The following is a 22689-nucleotide window of genomic DNA, read 5'->3' as shown; positions in this document are numbered from 1 at the left end:
CGGATCAGGGCGCGGGCGTCAGGCCTTCGACGCGCACGGTCCAGCCCGACTTCGGGAAGCCGGGAGCGTGGCCGGTCGAGCCGTCCCAACCGCCCGCCATCAGGCCCACCGCCATCAGCAGGGAGCCGTTGGACGGGAAGTAGGTCTCGGCCGCGCGGCGATAGCCGGCGCCGTCCGGATTGACCGTCATCTTCACACCGCCGGCGCCGGCGGAGGCCGGCACCAGATCGTCGGCGTGCTCGTCCAGGTGGACGCGCGGGGTCATGCCGGTGACGCCCCACTGGTTGTTCTTCAGATCGGCGAACAGCCAGTCGACGGCCTTTTCCGGTTGGCCCAGGCGGGCCGCCGTCATGGCCATCATCGGGAAGTCCCAGCCCCAGGTCTGGCGCACGTCCCAGTTGGCCTCGACCGCCGCGAAGGTGCGCTTCATCGCGTCCTTGTCGATCCGCTCGCCGGGGATGAACCCATAGGCCATCAGGAACGACGGGTGGTCGCGGTTCTTGCACTGCGCCGCCGAGGCGTGGTTGCGGCAGGCCTCGGACATGGCCGTGGTCCAGAAGTCCGGCACGTTCTCCACCGGCAGGTAGAGGCCGTCCCTGGTGGCGGGCGGCGCGATCTTGGCGAGAGCCGCGTCCCAATCCGCGCGGCGCGCCTGACCCTGACGTTCACGCCAGGCCTGGGCGGTCTGCAGGGCCCAGCGGAAGTACTCGACCTCGAAGGTCGGGTTCACCGTGGTCAGCGGGTCGTAGTTCTCCTGCGCCGGGATCAGCGGCGGGCCGAGGTTCAGGCGGCCGTTGTGCTCCAGAGGCCAGGAGGCCAGCAGATCAGCGGTGGACTCCACCACCTCGCCATAGCGATTCAGAACCTCGGGGTTCTTCTCCGCGCGCCAGACCAGCTCGGCCATCAGGATGGGGTGCGGCTGCTGCCACATGATGAAGGGCGAGACGAGGCTGGGGCTGTTGCGGCCCTCGGGCCCGGCCATCTTCGGCCACCAGGCGCCCTTCACGCCGTGACGCGCCGCTTCGGCGCGAGCGTTCGGCAGGTTGGAGACGTACCAAGGCAGGCTGCGCTCCAGCAGGTCGGCGTGACCCCACATGGCCTGCCAGCCGGAATGCCAGGGGTGCATCTCCAGATGGAACTTGCCGTACCAACTGTTGGAGAAGAGGCCTTCTTCCTGAGGCGGCAGTTCGCCGGCGCCGTTCACCGCCGACAGGTACTGGGACAGCACCACGCGGCGCTCCAGCTCCTTGGCGCGGGGATCGGTGCTGCCGGAGAAGTCGACCGCGCCGCCCTTGCTCCAGAAATCGTTCCAGCGGGTCGTCGCCGCCTTCACGCCGTCGGCGTAGGCCGGCGAGGCGGCGGCGTTGTCGGCCTCGTCGAAGCGGACCGTGAGCTGAAGGCTCTGACCCTTCGCCGCCGCGACCTGGAAGCTGTCGCCAGCCGGTTTCACGTGACCGTTGGCGGTGATGGTCGAAAAATAGGTCGTCTCGTCGATTGTGCGGCGGATGCGCGTCTCGCCGTCCTTGGCCGACAGGACCGTCAGGCTCTGCGCGCCCTGCTTGTCGAAGCTGGTCGGATCCGGATTGATCGCCGGGTTCACGGTCGGATAGCGCACCTGCACGCCCAGGCCGCGCTTGGCGACGAGGGGGGAAGCGACCTCGACCATCACCATGTCGAGTTCAGGATGGACGCGCGTGGTCACGGTCACGGGCTGGCCGTCATAGGTGAAGCGGCTGCTCAGCGTTCCGGTCCACAGGTCCAGCGTCTGATGCGGCTTCGACACCTTGGCGAAGTCGAGCGCCAGGCCGTCAGCGAAGATCAGGCCGACGCGGCCCAGCGAGAACCGATGCGGGTTGGCCCGCAGCCAAGTGAAGGCCGGGTTGGTCTCGGCGTCGTTCCAGGATTTCATCCAGGCGTACGGCTGCTCGCCCCGCCCGGCGACCGGCACGTTCACCAGGCCGTTCTGCTCGGTATAGCCCTTGGGGTTCGGAAAGCTGTGCCAGGCCCACTGGGCCATGGTCAGCAGCGGCGCCAGCTCGGAGTACTGCTCGGGAAAGGTCTGGAGGCCGGTGATGTCGGCGGTGAAGCCGATGTCGCCATTGCCCAGCATGACCGGCGCATGGCGGTCCACGGCCGTCAGCGTCGGGTTGTGGCGAGAGACCAGAGCCTTGCGGTCGATCTTCGCCGCAGGAGCGACGGTCGCGCTGGCGGAAGTCGTCTGGGCCATGGCGGCGGCCGGGGTGACGAGCAGGGTGAAGGCGGCCAGGGCGGTCCTCAGCTGCATCAGACGGTCTCCTTGCGGCCCAGGCCCGCGCCCTTCCAACCGTACCAGGCGACGACCGCGAAGCAGGCGGCCGGCATCAGGAAGGCGACATTGGCGCCGTACAGGTCGGCGACCTTGCCCATGGGCCAGGGCAGCAGCACGCCGCCGCCGATGGCCATGACCATCAGGGACGAGGCCTTCTTGGTCGATGCGCCCAGGCCGGTGGTGCCCAGGGCGAAGATGGTCGCGAACATGGTCGACATGAAGAAGAACACGGCGATCAGGGCGATCGGCGAGACCTTGTCGATCCCCGCGGCCACGATCAGCGTCAGGATGACGTTGATGATCCCGTAGGCGGTCAGCAGGGCGCGCGGCTTGACGCGCAGCAGCAAGGCCGTGGCGGCGAAGCGGCCGACCAGATAGCCGACCGCGGCCAGGGACAGCATGAAGGCGCCCTGTTGAGAAGTCAGGCCCTGCCAATTGTAGGTGGCCAGATTGATGAAGTAGGCGCCGATGCCGACCTGGGCGCCCACGTACAGCGCCTGGGTCAGGACGCCGGCGATGAAGTGCGGCTGCTGGGACAGGGGGCGGGCAGGGCCGTCGCCGGCGCCTTCGCCGTGATCGGCCAGGCCGGTCTCGGGCAGCCGGGCGCGCCACACGGCGATGGCGAAGGCGACCACGGCGGCGGCGATCAGGCCATAGACGATCTGGATCGAACGGGTCGCGCCGCCCAGGGCTTCGGTGGTGGTCGGGCTGAAGAACACCGCGCCGCCGATCAGCGGTCCGAAGAACACGCCCAGGGCGTTGAACGACTGCGCCAGGTTCAGGCGTTGCGAGGCCTTGGCCGGGTCACCCAGGACGTTGACGTAGGTGTCGGCCGAGGTCTCCAGCACGCACAGGCCGGCGGCGAGCACGAACATGGAGCCCACGAAGGGCGCGAACTGGCCCATGCCGGCGGCGGGGATGAACAGCAGGGCGCCGATGGCCGTGACGATCAGGCCGGTGACGATCCCGAACTTGTAGCCCCGGGCGTGCAGCAGCATGCCGGCGGGAATGGACAGCAGCAGATAGGCGCCGAAATAGGCGATCTGCAGCCACGCGCTGTCGGCCTGGCTGATGCTCAGGGTTTCCTGGAAGTGCTTGTTCAGCACGTCCAGCAGGCCGTAGGCCAAGCCCCAGATCAGGAAGCAGGCGATGGCGAAGGCGAGGGGACCCTTGAGGTTTCCCGCGGGCATGGCGAGGCCGCCCTTGGTGTGCGCGGCGTCGGTCTCGATGACCATGTGCTGTCTCCTGGTGTCCTCAGGGCCTGGCCGTCTTCATGCGGCGTCGGCGGATGAATTCAGATGCGATAGATTCTCTCCGCGTTCGCCGCGAAGAGGTTGTCACGTTCCGTGTGGCCGAAACCGGCCGTGATGGCGTGGAAGGCGGCGAAGAAGGCGTCGAAAGTCCCGTGAACCTTCTCGACCGGGAAGTCGCTGGCGAACATCGCCCGGTCGGTCCCGAAGATGTCGATGCATTCCAGGACGATCGGACGGATGGACTCCAGCGTCCAGGCGCGGTCGGTGATGCCGAGGCCGGAGATCTTGATCGAGACCTGCGGATGGGCGGCCAGCAGGCGCAGGCCGTCGCGCCAGAGCTTCATGCCGGCTTCGTCGCGATCCGTCGGCAGGCCGGCGTGATTGATGATCAGCGGAATGTCGGGATAGCGCGTCGCCAGAGCCGCCGCCTTGGCCATCTGCGAGGGATAGAGCTGCAGGTCGAAGGACAGCTTGTGCTTGGCCAGCAGGGCGAAGCCCGCTTCCCAGACCGGGTCGTCCAGCAGGTCGCGGTCGTTGTAGGTCTTCAGCGGATCGGCGTGCCAGCAGATGATCTGGCGCACGCCGCGCACATTGGCGCGCTGGGCGTGCGCCTCCAGCAGGGCGTCGAGATCCGGATCGAGCATGTCCGCCCCGGCGACGATGCCGATCGGATAGCCTTGCTGATCGGCGATGGCCTGCAGCCAGTCGGTCTCGCCCAGTTGCAGGCCACGCGGCATGCCGGCCTCCACATGGACGATCTTCTCGACCCGCCAGGGGCCGACGTCCGCGAGGTAGTCCTTCAGCAGGTAGTCGCGATGCGCGATGGGGGACATGTCCCCCGCCGGATTGTTCGGCAGGGGATCATCCTGCAACCACCCATAACGGGCGCGCGACAGGTCCCAAAGGTGGACATGCGGATCGACGATGCGCGGTTCGCGGTCCACCATTGGGTTCCTAGTAGGTCGTCCGTCCGCCCGACGTATCGAAGGTCGAGGCGGTGGTGAAGCTGCATTCCTCGGACGCCATGAAGCAGACCATGGCGGCGCTTTCGTTCACTTCGCCCAGGCGGCCCATGGGGATCTTCGAGCGCATGTAGTCGACCTGGCTCTGCGGAAGCTGCTCCAGGATCGGGCTCTCGAAGGTGGCCGGCGTCAGGCTGTTGGCGATGACGCCCTTGCCCGCGAGCTCCTTGCCCAGCGACTTGGTCAGGCCGATGACCCCCGCCTTCGACGCCGAATAGGCGCTGGCGTTGGGGTTGCCTTCCTTGCCCGCGACCGAGGCCACGTTGACGATGCGGCCGTAGCCGTTCGCCAGCATGAAGGGCACGACTTCGCGGCAGCAGTAGAAGACGCCGTTCAGGTTGATGTCGATGACGCGCTGCCAGCTGTCGATCGGGAAGTCCTGCACCGGAACGGTGGCGCCGGTGATGCCGGCCGAGGCGACCAGGATGTCGATGCGGCCCAGGACTTCGTTCGATTCCTTGGCGGCCGCGGCGACGGCGGCCGGATCGGCGACGTCGAGAGCGACGACGTGCTTGGCGCCGATCTCTTCAGCGGCCTTGGCCAGGGCGTCGGCGTTCAGGTCCCAGAGGCAGACCTGGCCGCCCTCGGCGATGATGCGCGCGGCCGAGGCCTTGCCCAGGCCCGATGCGCCGCCGGTGACGACGGCCGTGCGGCCGGAGAAACGTCCTTGGTACACGCTCACGAAACAGCTTCCTTCGACCAGGCGATGACGTCTTGGCGCTGCTGGCCGAGCTTTTCGATGCCCAGCGTCATGACGTCGCCGGCCTTCAGGTAGAACGGCTCCGGCTTCTGGCCGAGGCCCACGCCCGGAGGCGTGCCCGTGGTGATCAGGTCGCCCGGCTCCAGGGTCATGAACTGGCTGACATAGGAGACGATCTCGGCGATGCCGAAGATCATCGTCTTGGTGTTGCCGGTCTGCATGCGCTTGCCGTTCAGGTCGAGCCACATGTCCAGCTTCTGGACGTCGCCGACTTCATCGGTGGTCACGATCCACGGACCGACGGGGCCGAAGGTGTCGCAACCCTTGCCCTTGTCCCAGGTGCCGCCGCGCTCGGTCTGGAAGGCGCGCTCGGACACGTCATTGATCAGCACGTAGCCGGCCACGTGATCCAGGGCGTCGGCCTGCTCGACGTAGGAGGCGGCCTTGCCGATGACGATGCCCAGTTCGACTTCCCAGTCGGTCTTCAGCGAACCGCGAGGGATGACCACGGGATCGTTCGGGCCGGTCAGGCAGGAGATGGCCTTGGTGAAGACCACCGGCTCTTCCGGGATCGGCAGGTTGGATTCAGCGGCGTGGTCCGCGAAGTTCAGGCCGATGGCGATGAACTTGCGGCTGCCGTTCACCGGCACGCCGTAGCGGGGCTCACCCTCGACGACGGGCAGGGTGGTCGGATCGATCGCCTTCAGCTTGGCGAGTTCCTCGCCGTACAGCTGGGCGGGGGTGATGTCGGCCACATGAGCGGACAGGTCGCGGATGCGGCCTTCCGCATCCAGCAGGCCCGGCTTTTCCTGGCCCTTGGGGCCGTAACGCAGGAGTTTCATTCGGGGAGGAGCCTTTGGTTATCGCGCGTAGGGGCGATGGAGGGCGATGTCGCGGTTGAGTTCGACGCCGAAGCCCGGGGTGTCCGGCACCTTCAGGCGGCCGTTCACCGGGACCGGCTCGCCGATCAGCTGCGGATGGAACATCGGCACGACTTCGTCGGCCTTGGGCGCCATCATCAGGAACTCGGCGAACGGGCTGTTATGGCGCGTGACGACGAAGTGGTAGCTGTAGACCGACGAACCGTGCGGGATCATCAGCACCCCCTTGGCGTCGGCCATGGCGGAGATCTTGATCAGCTCGGTGACGCCGCCGCACCAGCCCACATCCGGCTGGATGATGTCGCAGCACTCCATCTCCAGCAGCATGCGGAAGCCCCAGCGGGTGGCTTCGTGCTCGCCCGTGGTGACCAGCATGCCGTCAGGGGCGTTCTTCTTCAGCGCCTGATAGCCCCAGTAGTCGTCGGGGCTGAGGCATTCCTCGATCCACTTCAGCCCGTACTTGTGGGCGGCGTGGGCGAGCTTGGTGGCGTAGTTCAGGTCCAGCGCCATCCAGCAGTCGAACATCAGCCAGAAGTCGTCGCCGCATGCGTTCCGCATGGCTTCGAGTTCGGCCAGGTTCTTCTTCAGGCCTTCCTCACCCTCGGCCGGGCCGTGGTGCAGGGGCATCTTGCCGCCGATGAAGCCGAGCTCCTTGGCTTTGTCGGGACGGGCGCCGGTGGCGTAGAATTGCAGCTCGTCGCGCACCGCGCCGCCGAGCATGGCGAACACCGGCTCCTGGCGCAGGCGGCCCAGCAGATCCCACAGCGCCAGGTCGACGCCGGAGATGGCGTTCACGACCAGACCCTTGCGGCCATAGTACTGGGTGGAGAAGTACATCTGGTCCCAGATCTTCTCGACCTCGGACGGATCACGGCCTTCCAGGAAGCGGGCCAGGTGCTTTTCGACGATGTAGGCGGCGGGCTCGCCGCCGGTGGTCACCGCGAAGCCGACGACGCCGTTCTCGGCCTCGATCTCCACCACCAGCGTGCCCAGCACGTTGATGCCGAAGCTGCGGCGGCTCTGGCGGTACTCAGGATACTTCGCCATCGGCGTGGCGATGTGATCGTCGATCCAGTGGCCGTCGCCCTGGTCGTGATAGTCGGCGCCGCCGCCCTTGCCGTCGTTCTTCACGACGAAGGCGCGGACATGCTTGATCTTGGGAAGCCGGCTCACTGCGCGATGCTCCTCATATGGCAATTTTCTCCCATATATCGGGATGGCACTGGCTTTCCTCCGAGCGGCGCGCCAAAGTCCCCATCCGATAACGCGGTGACTTGCGCGTTTTGCTATATTCTGAGAATGAGGCTTACGAAATGGGACGGACGGCGTCAATCAAGTCCACGCAGGTCGAAGCGGATGAGGAAACCGGCGCGAAAGCGTCCGGCAGCCAGACCCTTCTTCGTGGGCTCGATGTCGTCGATGCGCTGATCGACGGCCCTCTGCCCCTCGCCGAGCTTTCCGAGAAACTGGAGCTGACGCGCAGCACGACGCACCGCCTGGCCTCGGCCCTGGTGGACCGCCGCCTGCTGTCGTTCCGCCCGCGTGAAGGCTACAGCCTCGGCCCGAAGCTGCTTGAGCTCGGCCATGCCGCCAGCCAGCAGATGCATCTGCCGCGCCTGGCCCGCCCGTGGCTGGAGCAACTCTCCGCCGCCACCGAAGATACGGTGCATCTGGGCGTGCTCGACGGCCGTCACGCTCTATATCTGGACAAGGTTCCCGGGCGTCGCCGCGTCAACATCGGCTCGCGACTGGGCGAGCGTCACCCCATCGCCTCGACGGGCCTGGGCAAGGCCCTGATCCTCGACAAGACCGAGCCCGAGTGGATCGAGTTCTACGGTCCCGAAGGGCAGCCGCTGGATTCCGCCTCACGCGCCGTGTGGCTGGAGCGCATGCGCGGCTACGCCCAGAAGGGCTACGCCTTCGATCTTGAAGAGAACGAAGACCAGATCCGCTGCGTCGCCGCGCCGATCCGGTCGGTGGACGGCAAGATTGTCGCCGCCATCAGCCTCTCCTCGGCCGCGCAATACATGTCCGACGCCCGCATGTCGGAGCTGACCAAGGTCGTCACTGACACGGCCCACGCCATCAGCGCCGAAATGGGCTGGAACCCCAAGTCCTAGAGTTCAAAGAAATCCGGAGCCCGCATGCTGCTTGAGAACAAGGTCGTCCTGGTCACGGGCGCTTCGCGGGGTATCGGTCGGGCGACAGCCATCGAGGCGGCGCGCCAGGGCGCCAATGTCGCCATCAACACCTTCCGCGACGACGCGGTCGCCGCCGAAGTGGTGGCCGAGGTCGAAGCCCTGGGCCGCAAGGCGGTGGTGTTCGATGCCGACGTCGCCCTGCCGGAAAGCGCTACGGGTTTCGTGGACAAGGCGGTCGAGGCGTTCGGCCGTGTGGACGTCTTTGTCTCCAACGCCGGCATCTGCCCGTTCCATGCCTTCCTCGACATGCCGGTCGAGACCCTGCGCCGGACCATGGAGGTCAATCTCCACGGCGCCTACTTCATGACCCAGGCCGCCGCGAACGAGATGGTGAAGCAGGGGCAGGGCGGTTCGATCGTGGCGATCAGCTCCATCTCCGCCCTGGTGGGCGGTGAGATGCAGACTCACTACACCCCGACCAAGGCCGGCGTTCACAGCCTGATGCAGTCCTGCGCGGTGGCGCTGGGCAAGCACGGCATCCGCTGCAATTCGGTCCTGCCGGGCACGATCGCCACGGACATCAACAAGGACGATCTCGCCGACCCGAAGAAGCGGGAATACATGGAAGGCCGCATTCCGCTGGGCCGTCTGGGCCGTCCGGAAGACATCGCCAGCGTCGTCGCCTTCCTGGCCTCGGACATGGCGGGCTACATGTCCGGCGCGGCGCTGCTGGTCGATGGCGGCGCCTTCGCCAACTTCCAGTAAGGCGCGCCGTGATCATCTCTTCGCCTGACGATTATCGCGAAGCGGCGCGGCGCAAGCTGCCGCCGTTCCTGTTCCATTACATCGACGGCGGCGCCTACGCCGAGCAGACGCTGAATCGGAACGTCGAGGACTTCCGGGCCATCGCCCTGCGCCAACGCGTGCTGCAGGGCGTCGGCGACATCAGCGTCGAGACCAAGCTGTTCGACGAGACCCTGCGTCTGCCGGTGATCCTGGCGCCGGTGGGCCTGACCGGCATGTACGCCCGTCGCGGCGAAGTGCAGGCGGCCAAGGCCGCGGCCTCGCGCGGCGTGCCCTTTACGCTGTCCACTGTCTCGGTCTGCGCGATCGAGGAGGTGGCGTCCGTCATCGACCGGCCCATGTGGTTCCAGCTCTACGTCCTGCGCGACCGGGGCTTCATGAAGAACGCCCTGGAGCGGGCGAAGGAAGCGGGCGTGAAGACTCTGGTCTTCACCGTCGACATGCCGGTTCCCGGCGCGCGTTATCGCGACGCTCATTCGGGCATGAGCGGGCCGAACGCCCCCCTGCGCCGCATGTTGCAGGCCGCGACGCATCCGGCTTGGGCCTGGGATGTTGGTCTGAACGGACGCCCTCACGACCTGGGCAATGTCTCCCGCTACCTGGGCAAGGCGACGGGCTTGGCCGACTACATCGGCTGGCTGGGCGCGAACTTCGACCCGTCCATCTCCTGGCGCGATCTGCAGTGGATCCGCGACTTCTGGGACGGCCCGATGATCATCAAGGGCGTGCTGGATCCGAAGGACGCCCGCGATGCGGTGGCCTTTGGCGCCGACGGCATCGTGGTCTCCAACCATGGCGGGCGACAGCTGGACGGCGTGCTGTCTTCAGCCCGGGCGCTTCCGCCCATCGCCGAGGCGGTGAAGGGCGACATCCGCATCCTGCTGGACTCCGGCGTCCGCAACGGTCTCGACGTGGTGCGGGCTATCGCGCTGGGCGCCGATGCGGTGATGATCGGCCGGCCGTTCGTCTACGCCCTGGCCGCGGATGGGCAGGCGGGCGTGGCCAACCTGCTCGACCTGATGGAGAAGGAGATGTGGGTGGCCATGACGCTCACCGGCGCCAAGTCCATCGCCGACATCGGGTCGCATACCGCCGTTTGATTCCGCAATCGCTATCGCGCCGCTTGAAAGCTGACTAGCTTCCCGCCCATCCGTTTTGGCTTGGGGAATCGACATGAGGCTTTCGCGGCGCGGCTTTGGATTTGGTGTGGCGGCGGCGGCCCTGGCGCCCGCTCTGGCGAGCGCGCAGAGCGATCTCGACAAGCAACTGACGACCTATCTCGACGCAGCGTTCGAGCAGGATCTGTCGCAGGACCCGGAGCGTCTGACGCGTCTGGGCCGCAAGACCCTGAACGACCAACTGTCGGACCGCAGCGACGCCGCGGTTGCCAAGCGCCTGGCCTGGCGCAGGCAGAGCGTCGCGGAGATGAAGCGGCGCTTCGACCCGAAGAAGCTGGGCGAGGACGCCCGCACCTCCTTCGAAATGTGGGAGCTGGAGCTGACCCGGGCCGAGGAAGCCAACCGCTGGCGCGGCCACAGCTATGTCTTCGGCCGCGGCGGACCGCACGCCGGTCTGCCGAACTTCCTGATCAATGCGCACCGCGTGGATACGCCCGCCGACATGCAGGCCTATGTGTCCCGTGTGGCGGCGATCGGGCCGGCGCTCGACGTCCAGCTTGAGCGCGCCAAGCGTTCGGCGGCGGCGGGCGTCCGCGCGCCGCGCTTCTCCTATGAGCAATCCCTGGACGAGGTCGGCCGTCTGATGACCGGCGCGCCGTTCGCGGGCGAGGGCGAGACCGCCCTGTTCGCTGACGCCAAGACCAAGATCGGCAAGCTGAAGGCCAGCGGCAAGATCGACGACGCCCAGGCCGCCGCCTTCGAAAAGGCGGTCGCCGACGCCATGACCGTCAAGATGAAGCCGGCCTATGACCGTCTCGCCGTCTGGCTGAAGGCGGATGTGGCGCACACCTCGCCGGAGCCGAAGGGCGCGGTCTCCCTGCCGGACGGCGTGGCCTACTACAACGCGATGCTGCGCCAGCAGACGACCACCGACATGACCGCCGACCAGATCCACGACCTGGGCCTGGCCGAGGTCAAACGCATCCGTGGCGAGATGGAGACGCTGAAGGCCAAGATCGGCTTCAAGGGGACGCTGGAGGAGTTCTTCGTCTTCATGCGCACCGACGACCGCTTTTATGTCAGCGACGACGACGCGGGCCGGGCGCGGTATCTGAAGATGTCGGAGGAATATCTGGCCGCGATGAAGGCCGAGCTGCCCAAATACTTCAATCGCATTCCGCGCTCGAACCTCATCGTCAAGCGCGTGGAGTCCTTCCGCGAAGAGCCGGGCGGCGCCGCGCACTACAGCTCGGGCGCGCCGGACGGTTCGCGTCCGGGCGTCTTCTACGTCCACCTGTCGGACATCCGCGCCACGCCGATCTACGAGATCGAGGGGACCAGCTATCACGAAGGCTGGCCGGGCCATCACATGCAGATCTCCCTGGCCCAGGAGATGACCGGCGTGCCCGTGTTCCGCACCCAGACGGGCTACGGCGCCTATGTGGAGGGCTGGGGTCTGTATGTGGAACTGCTGGCCAAGGAGGCCGGCTTCTATCAGGACGCCTACAGCGACTTCGGCCGCCTGGGCCGTGAGATCTGGCGCGCCATCCGCCTGGTCGTCGACACCGGCATCCACGCCAAGGGCTGGAGCGAGGCGCAGGCGCTGGAGTTCTATACCGCCAACTCGCCGCAGCCGGTGGGCAAGATCCGCTCGGAAATCCGCCGCTACTTCGTGAACCCCGGCCAGGCGACTTCTTACAAGGTCGGGATGGTCAAGATCCTGGCCCTGCGCGCAAAGGCTCGTGAGTCCCTGGGCGACCGTTTCGACCTGAAAGGCTTCCACGACACGGTCCTCAGCGCCGGCGCCCTGCCGCTGTCGGTCCTGGAGACGCGCGTCGACCGCTGGGTGGCCGAGCGCAAGGCCGCCTGATGAACTATGGCGTCGGCGTGCTTAGCGCGCCGACGCCGTCAGCTTTCCCGGCTTTTCGGGAAGGTCAGTGAGAACGTGACGCCGCGCCTGCGCTGGCTGACGCTGGCCGTCCCGCCTAACTGCTCCATGATCCGCGCTGCAATGGACAGGCCCAAGCCTGAGCCGTCACCGCTTTGCCGATGGCCGCGCCAGAAGCGGCGGAAGAGGTCGGCCTGCGAAACATCGCCGACACCCGGTCCGTCGTCGCTGACGTGGATCGCGTTCGAGGTCACCTCGAGCTCGATGGATGTGCCCGCCGGGGTGTGCAGAACAGCATTTTCCAGCAGGGCGTCGATCGCGCGCGCCACGCGCTCGGCCTCGCCGGACACGACCGCATGCTCCACTCCGGCGACCGTGATGGACTGGCTCTTGGCCAGGGCCAACGACGTGATCGCCGCCACCCGTTCCTCGACCACTTGCCTCAGTTCGACGCGCGCGGAGGGGGAGGGGGTGTTGGCGTCGATCTCGGCGATCAGCAGAAGTCTTTCGACGATGTTCCGGATGTGTCCGATCTGGGCGAGAAGGCGTTCGCGCAGCGCGGGATCGGCTGCATCCTCGGCGCGGAGCTGCAGGACCGATAGGGGCGTGCGCAGTTCATGGGCGGCGTCAGCGGCGAAGTCACGCTCGATGCGGTAGGCCTCGGTGACGCGGTCCAGCGCGCTGTTGAATGCATTGCCCAGCGGTAGAACCTCGGCCGGCAGGTCCGCCACGCCGATCCGCGCATCGAGAGCGTGAGGATGAATGGCGGCCACTTCTTCCGAAGCCCGACGCACCGGCGCCAAGGTGCGTCGCACGATCCAGACGTCGATGGCGAGCTGCAGGCCGAGCAGCACCAGGATCAGCAGCGCCGCCACCAGCAGCACCTGGGTGATCACGTCGTCGAAGATGACGTCCGGGTGGTCAAGGTCCTGGACGACCACGACACGGAGGTTTGGCCGTCCGTCCAAAGGCGCACTGAGCCCGGAATAGAGCTTGGCGCCTTGCACCCGCTCGAAGAAGGCCGCCTGGCCGTCGGTCGGCATGCGCAGGGGCGGGGGGCTCGCCAGGTCCCCGATGCTGACGAGGCGGCCGTTCTCCAACAGACCGAAGGTGAAGCTGTCGCCGCCGCCATGCAGGGCGTGGCGCGCCTGGTCGGTCAGCGCCCAGCGCCCACGCTCGCCGCGCAGTCCGGTCTTCAAGGTCTCGCCATAGGCCGAGAGCGTCTGGCGTTGCAGCCGTTCGCTGGTCGTCTCCAGCAGAATCCAGACCCCCGCCGCCACGACGATGGCGGTCACCAGCGTCGCGCAGGCGTGCAGCAGCAGGACCCTTGATAGGATGGAGCGCCCCCGGATCATGCGGCCTGCTCGCGAAGCAGATAGCCGACACCCCGCATGGTGACGACCTCGACCCCGGCCTCCAGCTGGTCGAGCCGCTTGCGCAGCCGGTGGACCCCGACCTCCACCGCGTTGGATGAGAACTCTTCGCCGAAGCCGAAGAACAGGGTCTCGATCTGCGTCTTGCGCACGACCTTGTCGCGATGGCGCAGCAGAAGCTCCAGAAGTTGGGCTTCCCTCCGTGACAGGCTGAGCGGGGCGTCACCGACCTGGGCAAGGCGCGCAGCGGCGTCATAGGTCAACCGGCCGCAGGTCAACGTAGCGGCGCCGCCCGCCGTCGCTCGCCGCATCAGCGCCCTGACGCGGGCGATCAGTTCGTCCGTGGCGAAGGGCTTGCCTAGATAGTCGTCGGCGCCGGCGTCCAGGCCGGCGATCCGGTCACGAAGGGCCGAGCGCGCGGTCAGGATCAGCACAGGCAGCGTCTTGTTCCGCCCGCGCAGCCACTCCAGCAGGTCGATCCCGTCGCCATCGGGAAGCCCAAGGTCCAGCAGCAGGCCGGCATAGTCGCCGCCGTCGATCAGAAGCCTGGCGTCCTCCGCACTGGCCACATGATCGCTCGGGAACCCCGCCTGTTCGAGCCGTCCTATGATCAGCTCGGCCAGTTCGTCATGGTCCTCGACGATCAGCAAACGCATGACCCCTCCACTGTAAGGACGCCGTAATCCAGGCTGCGGTCTTGCGGGCGGCCAACCCAGCCCGGGCCGGCGTGCGCGGCTTCATCGCGACGAACGGTCCAGGCGCAACCGGATGACCCGCCGACCATGCGATCCTATACCGCCTTCTTCGCTCTTCTGGTGAGCCTCTCTCCGCTGTGTGCGCGGGCCGACGCCTATCCGCACATTCCCGAGCCGATGGTGTTCGACATGGTGCGGCCGTTGGGGGCGAGCCGCGGCGAGCTTGAGGTCAACACGCTCGCGCAGAGGAACCTCTCGGGGCGTCATGACGCGGTCGAATGGGCGCCAGAGATCGAGATCGCCTTCGCACAGGGCATGGCGATCGAGTTCGAGCTTCCCATCGAGAACCGGACGATCACCGACTACAAGATGGGCCTTCAGGGCACGCTGGGGACTTTCAACGGCGGTCGGGGCGTCCACGGGATCCAGTATCTGGGGCTCTACAACCGTGAGAGCCGTCGCTGGGAGAACACGGCCCTCTATCTCATCGGCCATCGTTTCGGAGAGCGCTTCAGCACCATGAGCATGGTGGGGATCGGCGATGTGACGATCGACGGGGATGAAGGCAGCAACTTCATCTTCAACCACACGACCTTCTACGATGCGTCGGAGACCACGACCCTCGGTCTGGAGTTCAATCTCCGCACCGGCGCCGACCGCTACGCGCTGCTCATGCCGCAGATCCACCAGAAGCTCGCTGAAGGACTGAACGTCCAGGCCGGCGTGGGCGCGGTGAAGGCCGACGGCGAGGTCTGGCGACCCCGGGCAGGGCTGCGCCTGATCAAGGAGTTCTGATCAGGCGACGTCCACGATCTGCAGCATTTCGCGCAGGGTGGGGGTGTCGTCGTCGCGCCGCCAGACCAGACCCGTCTCGAGCATCGGCGGGTCCTTGATGTCCACATAGCGGACCCCCGCCCGCGCCAGGTTGCGCAGGGACGCCGGCACCAGGGCGACGCCCAGGCCGGCCGAGACCAAGCTGATGATGGTCTGCATCTGGATGGCCTCCTGCACGATCCGTGCGGGGCGCCCTTGGGTCTTGAAATAGCCGGTGACGAGATCGTGGAAAGCGGGCGCCACGGTTCTGGGGAACAGGATAAGCGGCGCGGCGGTCAGCGCTTGCGGCGCCAGCACGTCGTTCTCCACGGCCAGTCTTCCATCCTCGATCCAGGCGGCGGGGACGGCGGCGATCAGCGGCTCCGACACCAGCTGTCGATAGGCGAGGGTGTCCGGCAAGCCTTGGCTATGTGGCGGGATGATGATGCCGACGTGCCGTTCGCCGGCCAGGATCGCCGGGATCTGGACATCGCTGGTCGCCTCGACGAGACGAATCTCCACATCCGGGAACGCCTCGGCATAGCGCCGGACCAGATCGGGCAGGACGCTGTAGTCGGCGGTGCTGACGAAAGATAGCGACAGATGGCCGCTGAGGCCGCTGCGCAAACGGTGCGCGCTGTCGGGCAGGGCGTCCAGCGTCGCCAGGGCGGCCCGAACCTGGGGCAGCCATTGCTCGCCGAAAGGAGACAGCCGGACGCTGCGTTTGGTCCGGATGAAAAGCGCCACGCCCAGTGTCTTCTCCAGCGCCATCACCGATTGGCTGAGCGGCGGCTGGGTCATGCCGAGGCGCTCGGCCGCCCGTCCGAAGTGTAGCGTGTCGGCGACGGCGGCGAAGTGCCGGAGTTGGCGGGTTTCGATTGTCATCTATGCGGCGACCTTGTTGTTGCTGAATAATATATTTCACAAAGGCTTTTAAGTCAGGCATCCGTCGCCGCTTAATCGTGCCGGAACCAGACTGATGCCCGCCTATCGTTCGAGAACCTCCACCCACGGCCGCAACATGGCTGGCGCCCGGGGCCTGTGGCGCGCCACGGGCATGAAGGACGAGGACTTCGGCAAGCCGATCATCGCCGTCGCCAACAGCTTCACCCAGTTCGTCCCGGGTCACGTCCACCTGAAGGACCTGGGTCAGCTCGTCGCGCGCGAGATCGAGGCGGCCGGGGGCGTGGCCAAGGAGTTCAACACCATCGCCGTGGATGACGGCATCGCCATGGGTCACGGCGGGATGCTGTACTCGCTGCCTAGCCGCGAGCTGATCGCCGACAGCGTCGAGTACATGGTCAACGCGCACTGCGCCGACGCCATCGTCTGCATCTCCAATTGCGACAAGATCACGCCCGGCATGCTGATGGCCGCCATGCGTCTGAACATCCCGGTGGTGTTCGTCTCCGGCGGGCCGATGGAGGCCGGCAAGGTGCAGGTGAAGGGCGCGATCCGTGCGCTGGACCTGGTCGACGCCATGGTCGTCGCCGCCGACGACAAGTACACGGACGAGGAAGTCGCCGCGATCGAGAAGGCGGCTTGCCCGACCTGCGGCTCGTGCTCGGGCATGTTCACCGCCAACTCCATGAACTGCCTGACCGAGGCGCTGGGCCTGTCGCTGCCGGGCAACGGCTCGGTCCTGGCGACCCACGCTGACCGCGAGGCGCTGTTCAAGGAAGCCGGCCGTCTGGTCGTCGACCTCTGCCAGCGCTGGTACGAGCAGGAGGACCCCACGGCCCTGCCGCGCGGCATCGCCACGCGTGAAGCGTTCGAGAACGCCATGAGCCTGGACATCGCCATGGGCGGCTCCACCAACACGGTGCTGCACCTGCTGGCGGCGGCTCAGGAAGGCGGGGTCGACTTCAAGATGGAGGACATCGACCGCCTGTCGCGCAAGGTGCCGTGTCTGTCGAAGGTCGCGCCCGCCAAGAGCGACGTCCACATGGAGGACGTCCACCGCGCCGGCGGCGTCATGGCGATCCTGGGCGAGCTGGAGAAGGGCGGTTTGATCGACACCAGCCAGCCTACCGTTCACGCCACGACCATGGCCGAGGCCCTGGCCCGCTGGGACATCGGACGCACCAACAGCGCAACGGCTCATGAGTTCTTCCGAGCCGCGCCGGGCGGCAAGCCGACCCAGGTCGCCTTCAGCCAGGCGGCGCGCTGGGAGGAGCTGGATCTGGACCGCGAGAAGGGCGTCATCCGCTCTGTCGAGCACCCGTTCTCCAAGGACGGCGGACTGGCGGTCCTGTTCGGCAACCTCGCGCCGGAAGGCTGCATCGTGAAGACCGCCGGGGTGGACGAATCCATCCTGACCTTCCGCGGCACTGCGCGTGTGTTCGAAAGCCAGGAGACCGCCGTCAGCGGCATCCTGGGCGGCCAGGTGAAGGCCGGCGAGGTGGTGGTCATCCGCTATGAGGGGCCCAAGGGCGGGCCGGGCATGCAGGAGATGCTCTATCCGACCACCTATCTGAAATCGAAGGGTCTTGGCGCGGCCTGCGCCCTGATCACCGATGGTCGCTTCTCGGGCGGCACCTCGGGCCTGTCGATCGGCCACGTGTCGCCGGAAGCGGGCGAAGGCGGCCTGATCGCTCTGGTGGAGACGGGGGACTCGATCCTGATCGACATCCCCAATCGCGGCATCAATCTTGAGGTTTCGGACGGGGTTCTCGCCGAGCGTCGCGCGGCCATGCTCGCGCGCGGCTCGGGCGCCTGGAAGCCGCTGGACCGCAAGCGTGAGGTCAGTCCGGCCCTGCGGGCCTACGCCGCCATGACCACCAATGCCGCCAAGGGCGCGGTCCGCGACATCAGCCAGCTCGAACGATAGGCGAGAGAAGCAGCGGCGCGATCAGTTTGCGCCGCTTGTCCGCTGGATCAGAGCGCGCACGTCGTCCGAAAACGCGGCGGCCGTGTCGCCCAGATAGAGCATGTGGCCCGACGGATAGTCCCGGAAGGTGACGCGGTCCGTCGGCAGGTCGGCCGCCTGCAGGCTGCGGCGTGCGGCGGCGGGCGTGGTCACCAGATCGTAGCTGCCGGAGGCCACAAGCACCTGGAGGCGTTCGTTGCGGCGCATCGCCGTGGCGATATCCACCGCGAAGCTCTGGCCTTGCGGCACCTGGGCGCGGCTCCATTTCCATTTGGACAGCAGGTCCCGCCAGACGATGGCGCCGTAGGGCCGCTCCATGCCGACCTTCAGATCGTCATGCAGCATCTGGTGGAACGCGGCGACGAAGCCCGGCACGTAGCGCCCCATGGCGGGATCATCCGCCACCGGCTCATTGCCGGAGCCCTTGGTCGGCAAGGTGTAGCGGCCGTCATAGAGGCCGACGCTGAGTCCCTTGTCAGCCAGCAGCCGGCGGGCGAACAGGCCCGTGGGGACCTTCAGATCCTGAGCATAGGCGTCGGCCGGCAGGCCGGTGTAGCCGCTGAGTTTGGCGACCAAGGCCTGGCGCTCGGCCGGGGGCAGGGGAGAGGCCGCATTGCGGCGCAGGGCGTCCTCGTATTCACCGGCGGCGAAACGATCCACCTCGGCCTGGAAGTCGGCCAGGGTCTTGCCTTGATGCGCCGTGCGGCCATGGGCCCACGCCGTCGCCGCCTGGGCGGTCAGGTCGTTGGCGGCGGAGGTAAAGGCGGCCTCCGGCTTCGGCGGGCCGTCGCGGCTCTCGAGGGTGGTGCCCAGCAGGACGATGCCGTTGACGGTGATGCCGCGCATCATGCCCAGATAGGTTGGGCCGCCCATCAGGGCGCGTGGCATCAGGGCGGCGCGGACGCTGCCATAGCTCTCGCCCATGATGAATTTCGGCGAGGTCCAGCGGCCGTTCTCGGTCAGCCAGAGCTCGATGAACTGGGCCACGGAGTCGGCGTCCTGATCCACGCCCCAGAAGTCCTCGGCCTTGCCGGAGCCTACGGCGCGGCTGAAGCCGGTGCCGACTGGATCGATGAACACCAGGTCGGCGACGTCCAGCAGGCTGTCGGGATTGTCGGCGACGCCGAAGGGCGGGACGTTGCTGGGGTTGACCTCGCGGTCGAGGACGACCCGGCGCGGACCCACTACGCCCATGTGCAGCCACAGCGATGACGAGCCAGGCCCGCCGTTGAACACGAACATCACCGGGCGATTGAGATCGCGCGGGCCGTCCTTGACGTAGGCGAAGCTGAAGATGCTGGCGGTCGGTTCGCCGGACAGCGTGGTCAGGTAGATTTCACCGGCCGTGGCCGTGTAGTCGATCTTCCGACCGCGGATGGTCGTGCGATGCTTGGTGACAAACCGTTGCGGCGGCGCGGGTTTGGCGGTCGGTTGGTTGGCGGTCTGTGAGACGGCCAGCTGAATCGGCGGCTCGGACTGAGCGAGGGCGGGGCTGGCGGCCAACAGGCACAGAGCGCCAAGCAGGATGCGGTTCATGCGGGCGGAGCTTTCGGCAGGACGTTCAAAAGTCGGTCGATGTCATTCATATCGTTGAAGATCGCCACCGAGACGCGGAAGCGGTTTTGCGAGACGGTCATGCGCACCGCCCCCTTGGACAGGGGCTCGGCCAGCTTGGCGCGCGCGTCCTTCAGAGCGAAGGCGACGAGGGGCGTGCGGCTGTCTTGCGGCGTCAGAGGCTCGTAGCCGCGCTGGCGCAGTTCGGTCTGAACCGTGTCGATCAGCGGCTGCCGCCAGGCCTGAATCCGCTCGACCCCGATGGACTGAATCCAGGGCAAGGTTTGGTCGAGCTGCACGACGCCGGTCCATGACGTGGTGCCCATGGCGAACACGCCGGTCGCGTCGGGGCGGGCGGCGTAGTCGGCGACAGATTCACCCGGGGCGTCATATGGGAACACGTGGCTCTGGAAGCGGCCGATCTGGTGATAGCCCCACCAGGGGCGCTTGATCTTCGACTGCACTTCCTTGCGCACATAGAGGAAGCCGAGGCCGAAATCGCCCATCAGCCACTTGTAGGAAGAGGTCGCCGCGAAATCGACGCCGGCGGCGCGCAGGTCCACCGGCACTGCCCCCGCCGCGTGGGCCAGGTCCACATAGACATAAGCGCCCTTGGCGTGGGCGATGTCGCAGACCTTCTTGAGATCGTGTTCGAAGCCGTTGGTGGTCGAGACGGCGCTGATCGACACTAGGCGCGTGCCGGTGGTCACGGCGGCGGCCATCTGGTCCATGTCGATCCGTCCGTCACGCGTCATGCGCAGGGTCACGACGTCGACGCCGAGGCGCTTCATCTCGCCATAGGTGTAGAACGAGCCGAAGAAGTGCAGGGCGTCGGTGACGATGCGTGCTTTCTCGTCCGGGTAGCCGAGGGCCTGCAGGACGAGGTTCTCGCCCATGGTCGTCGACTGCACGATGCTGAGTTCGTCCGGCGCCGCGCCGACCAGCGCGCCGAAAGTCGCCAGGACGTTGCGTTCCTTGGCTCCCATGTCGAGTTCGGGCGCGTCGGCGGCGCGGGTCTTGTAGCGCAGGTAGCCTTCAAGGGCCGCGCGGGCGCCCAGCGGCATGGGGTGGGTCGAGCCGGCGTCCAGATAGACATAGGGCATGGCTGCGAAGGCGGCCTTGGCCGGCAAGGGCGAGGCCGCGGGCGCCAGGGCGGCGGCCTTTTCGGCGACCATAGGGCCTGCGGCGGCTGCCGCGATCAGGGCGCGTCGGGTGAACGTCATCAGGCCTCCTAGCGCCGAAAGCCTATCGGCGGCGCCTCGAATTGTCCTTTCGTTGAGAGCGCGGCCGCGCGTCCTCAGCGAATGATTTATGCAGTTCGGCGAAGCTCCGCCGTGTCAGCGGAATTGACGCGCCTTGAGCGGCACGGCCGTGGTGCTCTTGGATTCGGCGAGGGTGACGATGGATCTTACATCCACCACCCCAGGCAGCTTCAGCAGCACCGCGAAGACGAAATCCTGGTACCAGACCACGTCGGGGGCCAGAATCTTCATCATGGCGTCCATCTCGCCGAAGACCGTCCAGCACTCGAGAATCTCGGGGATGTTCTCGACCTGACGGTAGAAGTCGGCCCGCTCCTTCTCGGTCAGGGTCGTCATCTTCACCTGAGCGAAGATCTGCATGGTGAAGCCGAGCTTCCGTGGATCGACGATGGCGACCACGGAGGTGATGTAGCCATCCTCGCGCAGGCGCTGAATCCGCCGCCAGCAGGGTGACTGCGAAAGGCCTACACGTTCGGCCAGCTCCGCCGTCGACATGGAGGCGTCGCGCTGCATGAGGGTGAGGATGCGCAGGTCGATGGCGTCGAGTTTCGCCGACATAGCTTATGTCCGTTTCTTGTTACTCGTGCATAGCGGATGCGCAATCGCTCCGCGTCAAGCAGGACAAAGACAAGAAAATCCAGTCCGACGGATTACGATCGCTGTGGTGTCGTGACGAGCGTTCTTTGGTCGCCACACAGGCAGTGAGCATAGGGGGCGGCGGCTTTGACAGTCTCGAACGTGCGGGCGCAACGCGCCGCGACCGCGCCTGGACAAAGCTACCCTCGGTGGGTCCGCACCGCCCTGACGCGCGCCGCTGAAGAGTCCGAAGCAATCATCCTCTTCGACTCCACGATCCGCGAGCCCACGGAATTGCTGGCGGGCGTGGTCCGTCGCGCCTTCGCCCAGCCGATCACGGATCGCTATGAGAGCGTCTTCTCGTCGGGCAACAGCTTCGTCACCGCGGCCGTCGCCAAGCGTTATGGCGTCGAGCCGGATCAAGTCATCAGCGCAAGCAGCGCCACCAGCGCCATCGCCATGGCGATCCGCGCCTTCGTCCGTCCGGGCGAGCGCGTTCTCGTCGAGACGCCGGGTTTTGATCTTCTTTCCACGCTGGTCCGTGAGGCCGGAGCGATCGTCGACGATCTGCCGCGACGCGCACCGGATTTCTCGGTCGATCCGGATGCGCTGGCGGCGGCCATTCGCCGGGACACCCGCCTGATCCTTCTGACCCAGCTGCACAATCCGTCAGGCGTCGCCTTGCAGCCGGAGGTTCTCGCCAGGATCGGCGAGGTGGCCGAACGGGCAGGGGTCCCGGTTGTCGTCGACGCCGTCTATGCTGACTTCATCGGTTCGCAGGCGTTCCTGCCCATGGGGCGACAGTTCATCGTCGCCAACAGTCTTTCCAAGGTTCACGGGCTTTTCACGCTGCGCTGCGGTTGGCTGACGGCCTCGCGGGAGAACATCGCGCGTATCGAGGCGGCGAATTCTCAGGGCGACCTGGCGGTCTCCAAGCTGACTCATGCGGTCGCCGCGCTGGTTCTGGAGGATCTGGCGCCGTTCGACGCGCATTGGCGATCAGCCTTGGGCGCGGCGCGATCGGTTGTGGAGCGCCATGCGCGCGACATGATCTCAGCCGGGCTGATCGAGGGCGATCTGCCGCCGTATGGCTGCATGTATTTCCCGCGCGTGATCGACGTTGACGACACCCTGGCCCTGTCGGAGCGGCTGTGGGATGAGCATCGCCTGCTCGTGGCGCCGGGGGAGTTCTTCGGCCTGCCGGGGCACATCCGCATCGGCATGGGCGGCGACGTTGAAGCCTTGGATCGAGGGCTGGCGCGATTGGCGCAAGCCCTAAGCGGTCGGGGCTGAGGAATGCGCATAGGTCATGCGTCTCGGGCCATCCGCTTGCATGACCAATTTGCGACGGTGAGGAGAGAGCGGCCACAACGCAAAGAAAATCCGTGGTCGTTGGACTAGTCTAGTTGAAGGCCAAAAACCGCACAGACGG

19 protein-coding genes are annotated in these 22689 nt (G+C 66.8%); 7 read left to right on the top strand and 12 right to left on the bottom strand.

Annotated features, from left to right (window positions below):
• Positions 1–4: 4 nt before the first annotated feature.
• Genes P7B02_RS16080 through rhmD form a run of 6 tightly spaced genes read right to left on the bottom strand, consistent with a single transcriptional unit; the run spans position 5 to position 7337 of the window.
• Entirely contained in the window at positions 5–2284 is a 2280-nt protein-coding gene (locus tag P7B02_RS16080) for a hypothetical protein (RefSeq protein WP_277787364.1), read from the bottom strand.
• A complete protein-coding gene (locus tag P7B02_RS16075; RefSeq protein ID WP_277787363.1) occupies positions 2284–3543 on the bottom strand; it encodes a sugar MFS transporter in 1260 nt (419 codons plus the stop codon). Before P7B02_RS16075 ends, P7B02_RS16080 begins: the two co-directional genes overlap by 1 nt.
• A 59-nt stretch (positions 3544–3602) precedes the next feature.
• Positions 3603–4505 (bottom strand): amidohydrolase family protein, encoded by a 903-nt coding sequence (locus P7B02_RS16070; protein WP_431355823.1) that lies wholly within the window; start codon positions 4503–4505, stop codon positions 3603–3605.
• 10 nt (positions 4506–4515) lie between these two features.
• Positions 4516–5265 (bottom strand): SDR family NAD(P)-dependent oxidoreductase, encoded by a 750-nt coding sequence (locus P7B02_RS16065; RefSeq protein ID WP_277787361.1) that lies wholly within the window; start codon positions 5263–5265, stop codon positions 4516–4518.
• Positions 5262–6125 carry a fumarylacetoacetate hydrolase family protein gene (locus tag P7B02_RS16060; RefSeq protein ID WP_277787360.1) on the bottom strand — a complete coding sequence of 288 codons (864 nt, stop codon included), beginning with the start codon at positions 6123–6125 and terminating at the stop codon, positions 5262–5264. The genes P7B02_RS16065 and P7B02_RS16060 overlap by 4 nt, the downstream gene beginning before the upstream one ends.
• 18 nt (positions 6126–6143) lie before the next feature.
• Complete coding sequence (rhmD, locus tag P7B02_RS16055) at positions 6144–7337, bottom strand: L-rhamnonate dehydratase (RefSeq protein ID WP_277787359.1); 1194 nt, start codon at positions 7335–7337, stop codon at positions 6144–6146.
• Positions 7338–7477: 140 nt separating this feature from the next.
• On the opposite strand from rhmD, the gene P7B02_RS16050 reads away from it, so the two are divergent.
• The 4 genes from P7B02_RS16050 (at position 7478) to P7B02_RS16035 (ending at position 12097) form a co-directional block, all read left to right on the top strand.
• Positions 7478–8284 carry an IclR family transcriptional regulator gene (locus P7B02_RS16050; protein ID WP_277787358.1) on the top strand — a complete coding sequence of 269 codons (807 nt, stop codon included), beginning with the start codon at positions 7478–7480 and terminating at the stop codon, positions 8282–8284.
• A gap of 24 nt (positions 8285–8308) precedes the next feature.
• Positions 8309–9070, top strand: coding sequence for an SDR family NAD(P)-dependent oxidoreductase (locus P7B02_RS16045; protein ID WP_277787357.1), 762 nt, complete (start codon positions 8309–8311; stop codon positions 9068–9070).
• Between the two features lie 8 nt (positions 9071–9078).
• The gene (gene lldD / locus P7B02_RS16040) at positions 9079–10209 is read left to right on the top strand and encodes an FMN-dependent L-lactate dehydrogenase LldD (protein WP_277787356.1); all 1131 of its coding nucleotides are present in this window, start codon (positions 9079–9081) and stop codon (positions 10207–10209) included.
• Between the two features lie 73 nt (positions 10210–10282).
• A complete protein-coding gene (locus P7B02_RS16035) occupies positions 10283–12097 on the top strand; it encodes a DUF885 domain-containing protein (RefSeq protein WP_277787355.1) in 1815 nt (604 codons plus the stop codon).
• A 38-nt stretch (positions 12098–12135) separates the two neighbouring features.
• Here P7B02_RS16035 and P7B02_RS16030 read toward each other — a convergent pair whose 3' ends face one another.
• Complete coding sequence (locus P7B02_RS16030) at positions 12136–13470, bottom strand: ATP-binding protein (RefSeq protein WP_277787354.1); 1335 nt, start codon at positions 13468–13470, stop codon at positions 12136–12138.
• A complete protein-coding gene (locus P7B02_RS16025) occupies positions 13467–14144 on the bottom strand; it encodes a response regulator transcription factor (protein ID WP_277787353.1) in 678 nt (225 codons plus the stop codon). Before P7B02_RS16025 ends, P7B02_RS16030 begins: the two co-directional genes overlap by 4 nt.
• Positions 14145–14270: 126 nt before the next feature.
• Here P7B02_RS16025 and P7B02_RS16020 point away from each other — a divergent pair, with 126 nt between their 5' ends.
• Positions 14271–14978: a hypothetical protein gene (locus P7B02_RS16020; RefSeq protein WP_277787352.1), complete on the top strand. Its 708-nt coding sequence runs from the start codon at positions 14271–14273 to the stop codon at positions 14976–14978.
• On the opposite strand, the gene P7B02_RS16015 is transcribed toward P7B02_RS16020, so the two are convergent.
• Positions 14979–15881 (bottom strand): LysR family transcriptional regulator, encoded by a 903-nt coding sequence (locus P7B02_RS16015; RefSeq protein WP_347276658.1) that lies wholly within the window; start codon positions 15879–15881, stop codon positions 14979–14981.
• Between the two features lie 94 nt (positions 15882–15975).
• Here P7B02_RS16015 and ilvD point away from each other — a divergent pair, with 94 nt between their 5' ends.
• Positions 15976–17826, top strand: a complete 1851-nt coding sequence (gene ilvD, locus P7B02_RS16010; protein ID WP_277787351.1) for a dihydroxy-acid dehydratase — start codon at positions 15976–15978, stop codon at positions 17824–17826.
• Positions 17827–17847: 21 nt separating this feature from the next.
• Here ilvD and P7B02_RS16005 read toward each other — a convergent pair whose 3' ends face one another.
• The 3 genes from P7B02_RS16005 to P7B02_RS15995 all read right to left on the bottom strand — a co-directional run bounded on the left by P7B02_RS16005 (position 17848) and on the right by P7B02_RS15995 (position 21239).
• A complete protein-coding gene (locus tag P7B02_RS16005; RefSeq protein ID WP_277787350.1) occupies positions 17848–19401 on the bottom strand; it encodes a S10 family peptidase in 1554 nt (517 codons plus the stop codon).
• The gene (locus tag P7B02_RS16000) at positions 19398–20642 is read right to left on the bottom strand and encodes an aminotransferase class V-fold PLP-dependent enzyme (RefSeq protein ID WP_277787349.1); all 1245 of its coding nucleotides are present in this window, start codon (positions 20640–20642) and stop codon (positions 19398–19400) included. The genes P7B02_RS16005 and P7B02_RS16000 overlap by 4 nt, the downstream gene beginning before the upstream one ends.
• 114 nt (positions 20643–20756) lie before the next feature.
• Entirely contained in the window at positions 20757–21239 is a 483-nt protein-coding gene (locus tag P7B02_RS15995; RefSeq protein ID WP_277787348.1) for an Lrp/AsnC family transcriptional regulator, read from the bottom strand.
• A 165-nt stretch (positions 21240–21404) separates the two neighbouring features.
• On the opposite strand from P7B02_RS15995, the gene P7B02_RS15990 reads away from it, so the two are divergent.
• A complete protein-coding gene (locus tag P7B02_RS15990; RefSeq protein ID WP_277787347.1) occupies positions 21405–22550 on the top strand; it encodes a pyridoxal phosphate-dependent aminotransferase in 1146 nt (381 codons plus the stop codon).
• The last annotated feature ends 139 nt before the right edge of the window (positions 22551–22689 follow it).

It is taken from the genome of Caulobacter segnis (assembly GCF_029543125.1).
Lineage (GTDB): Bacteria > Pseudomonadota > Alphaproteobacteria > Caulobacterales > Caulobacteraceae > Caulobacter > Caulobacter segnis_D.
The sequence above is the reverse complement of the archived record's forward strand: the minus strand, read 5'-3'. Positions and strand labels throughout refer to the sequence as shown.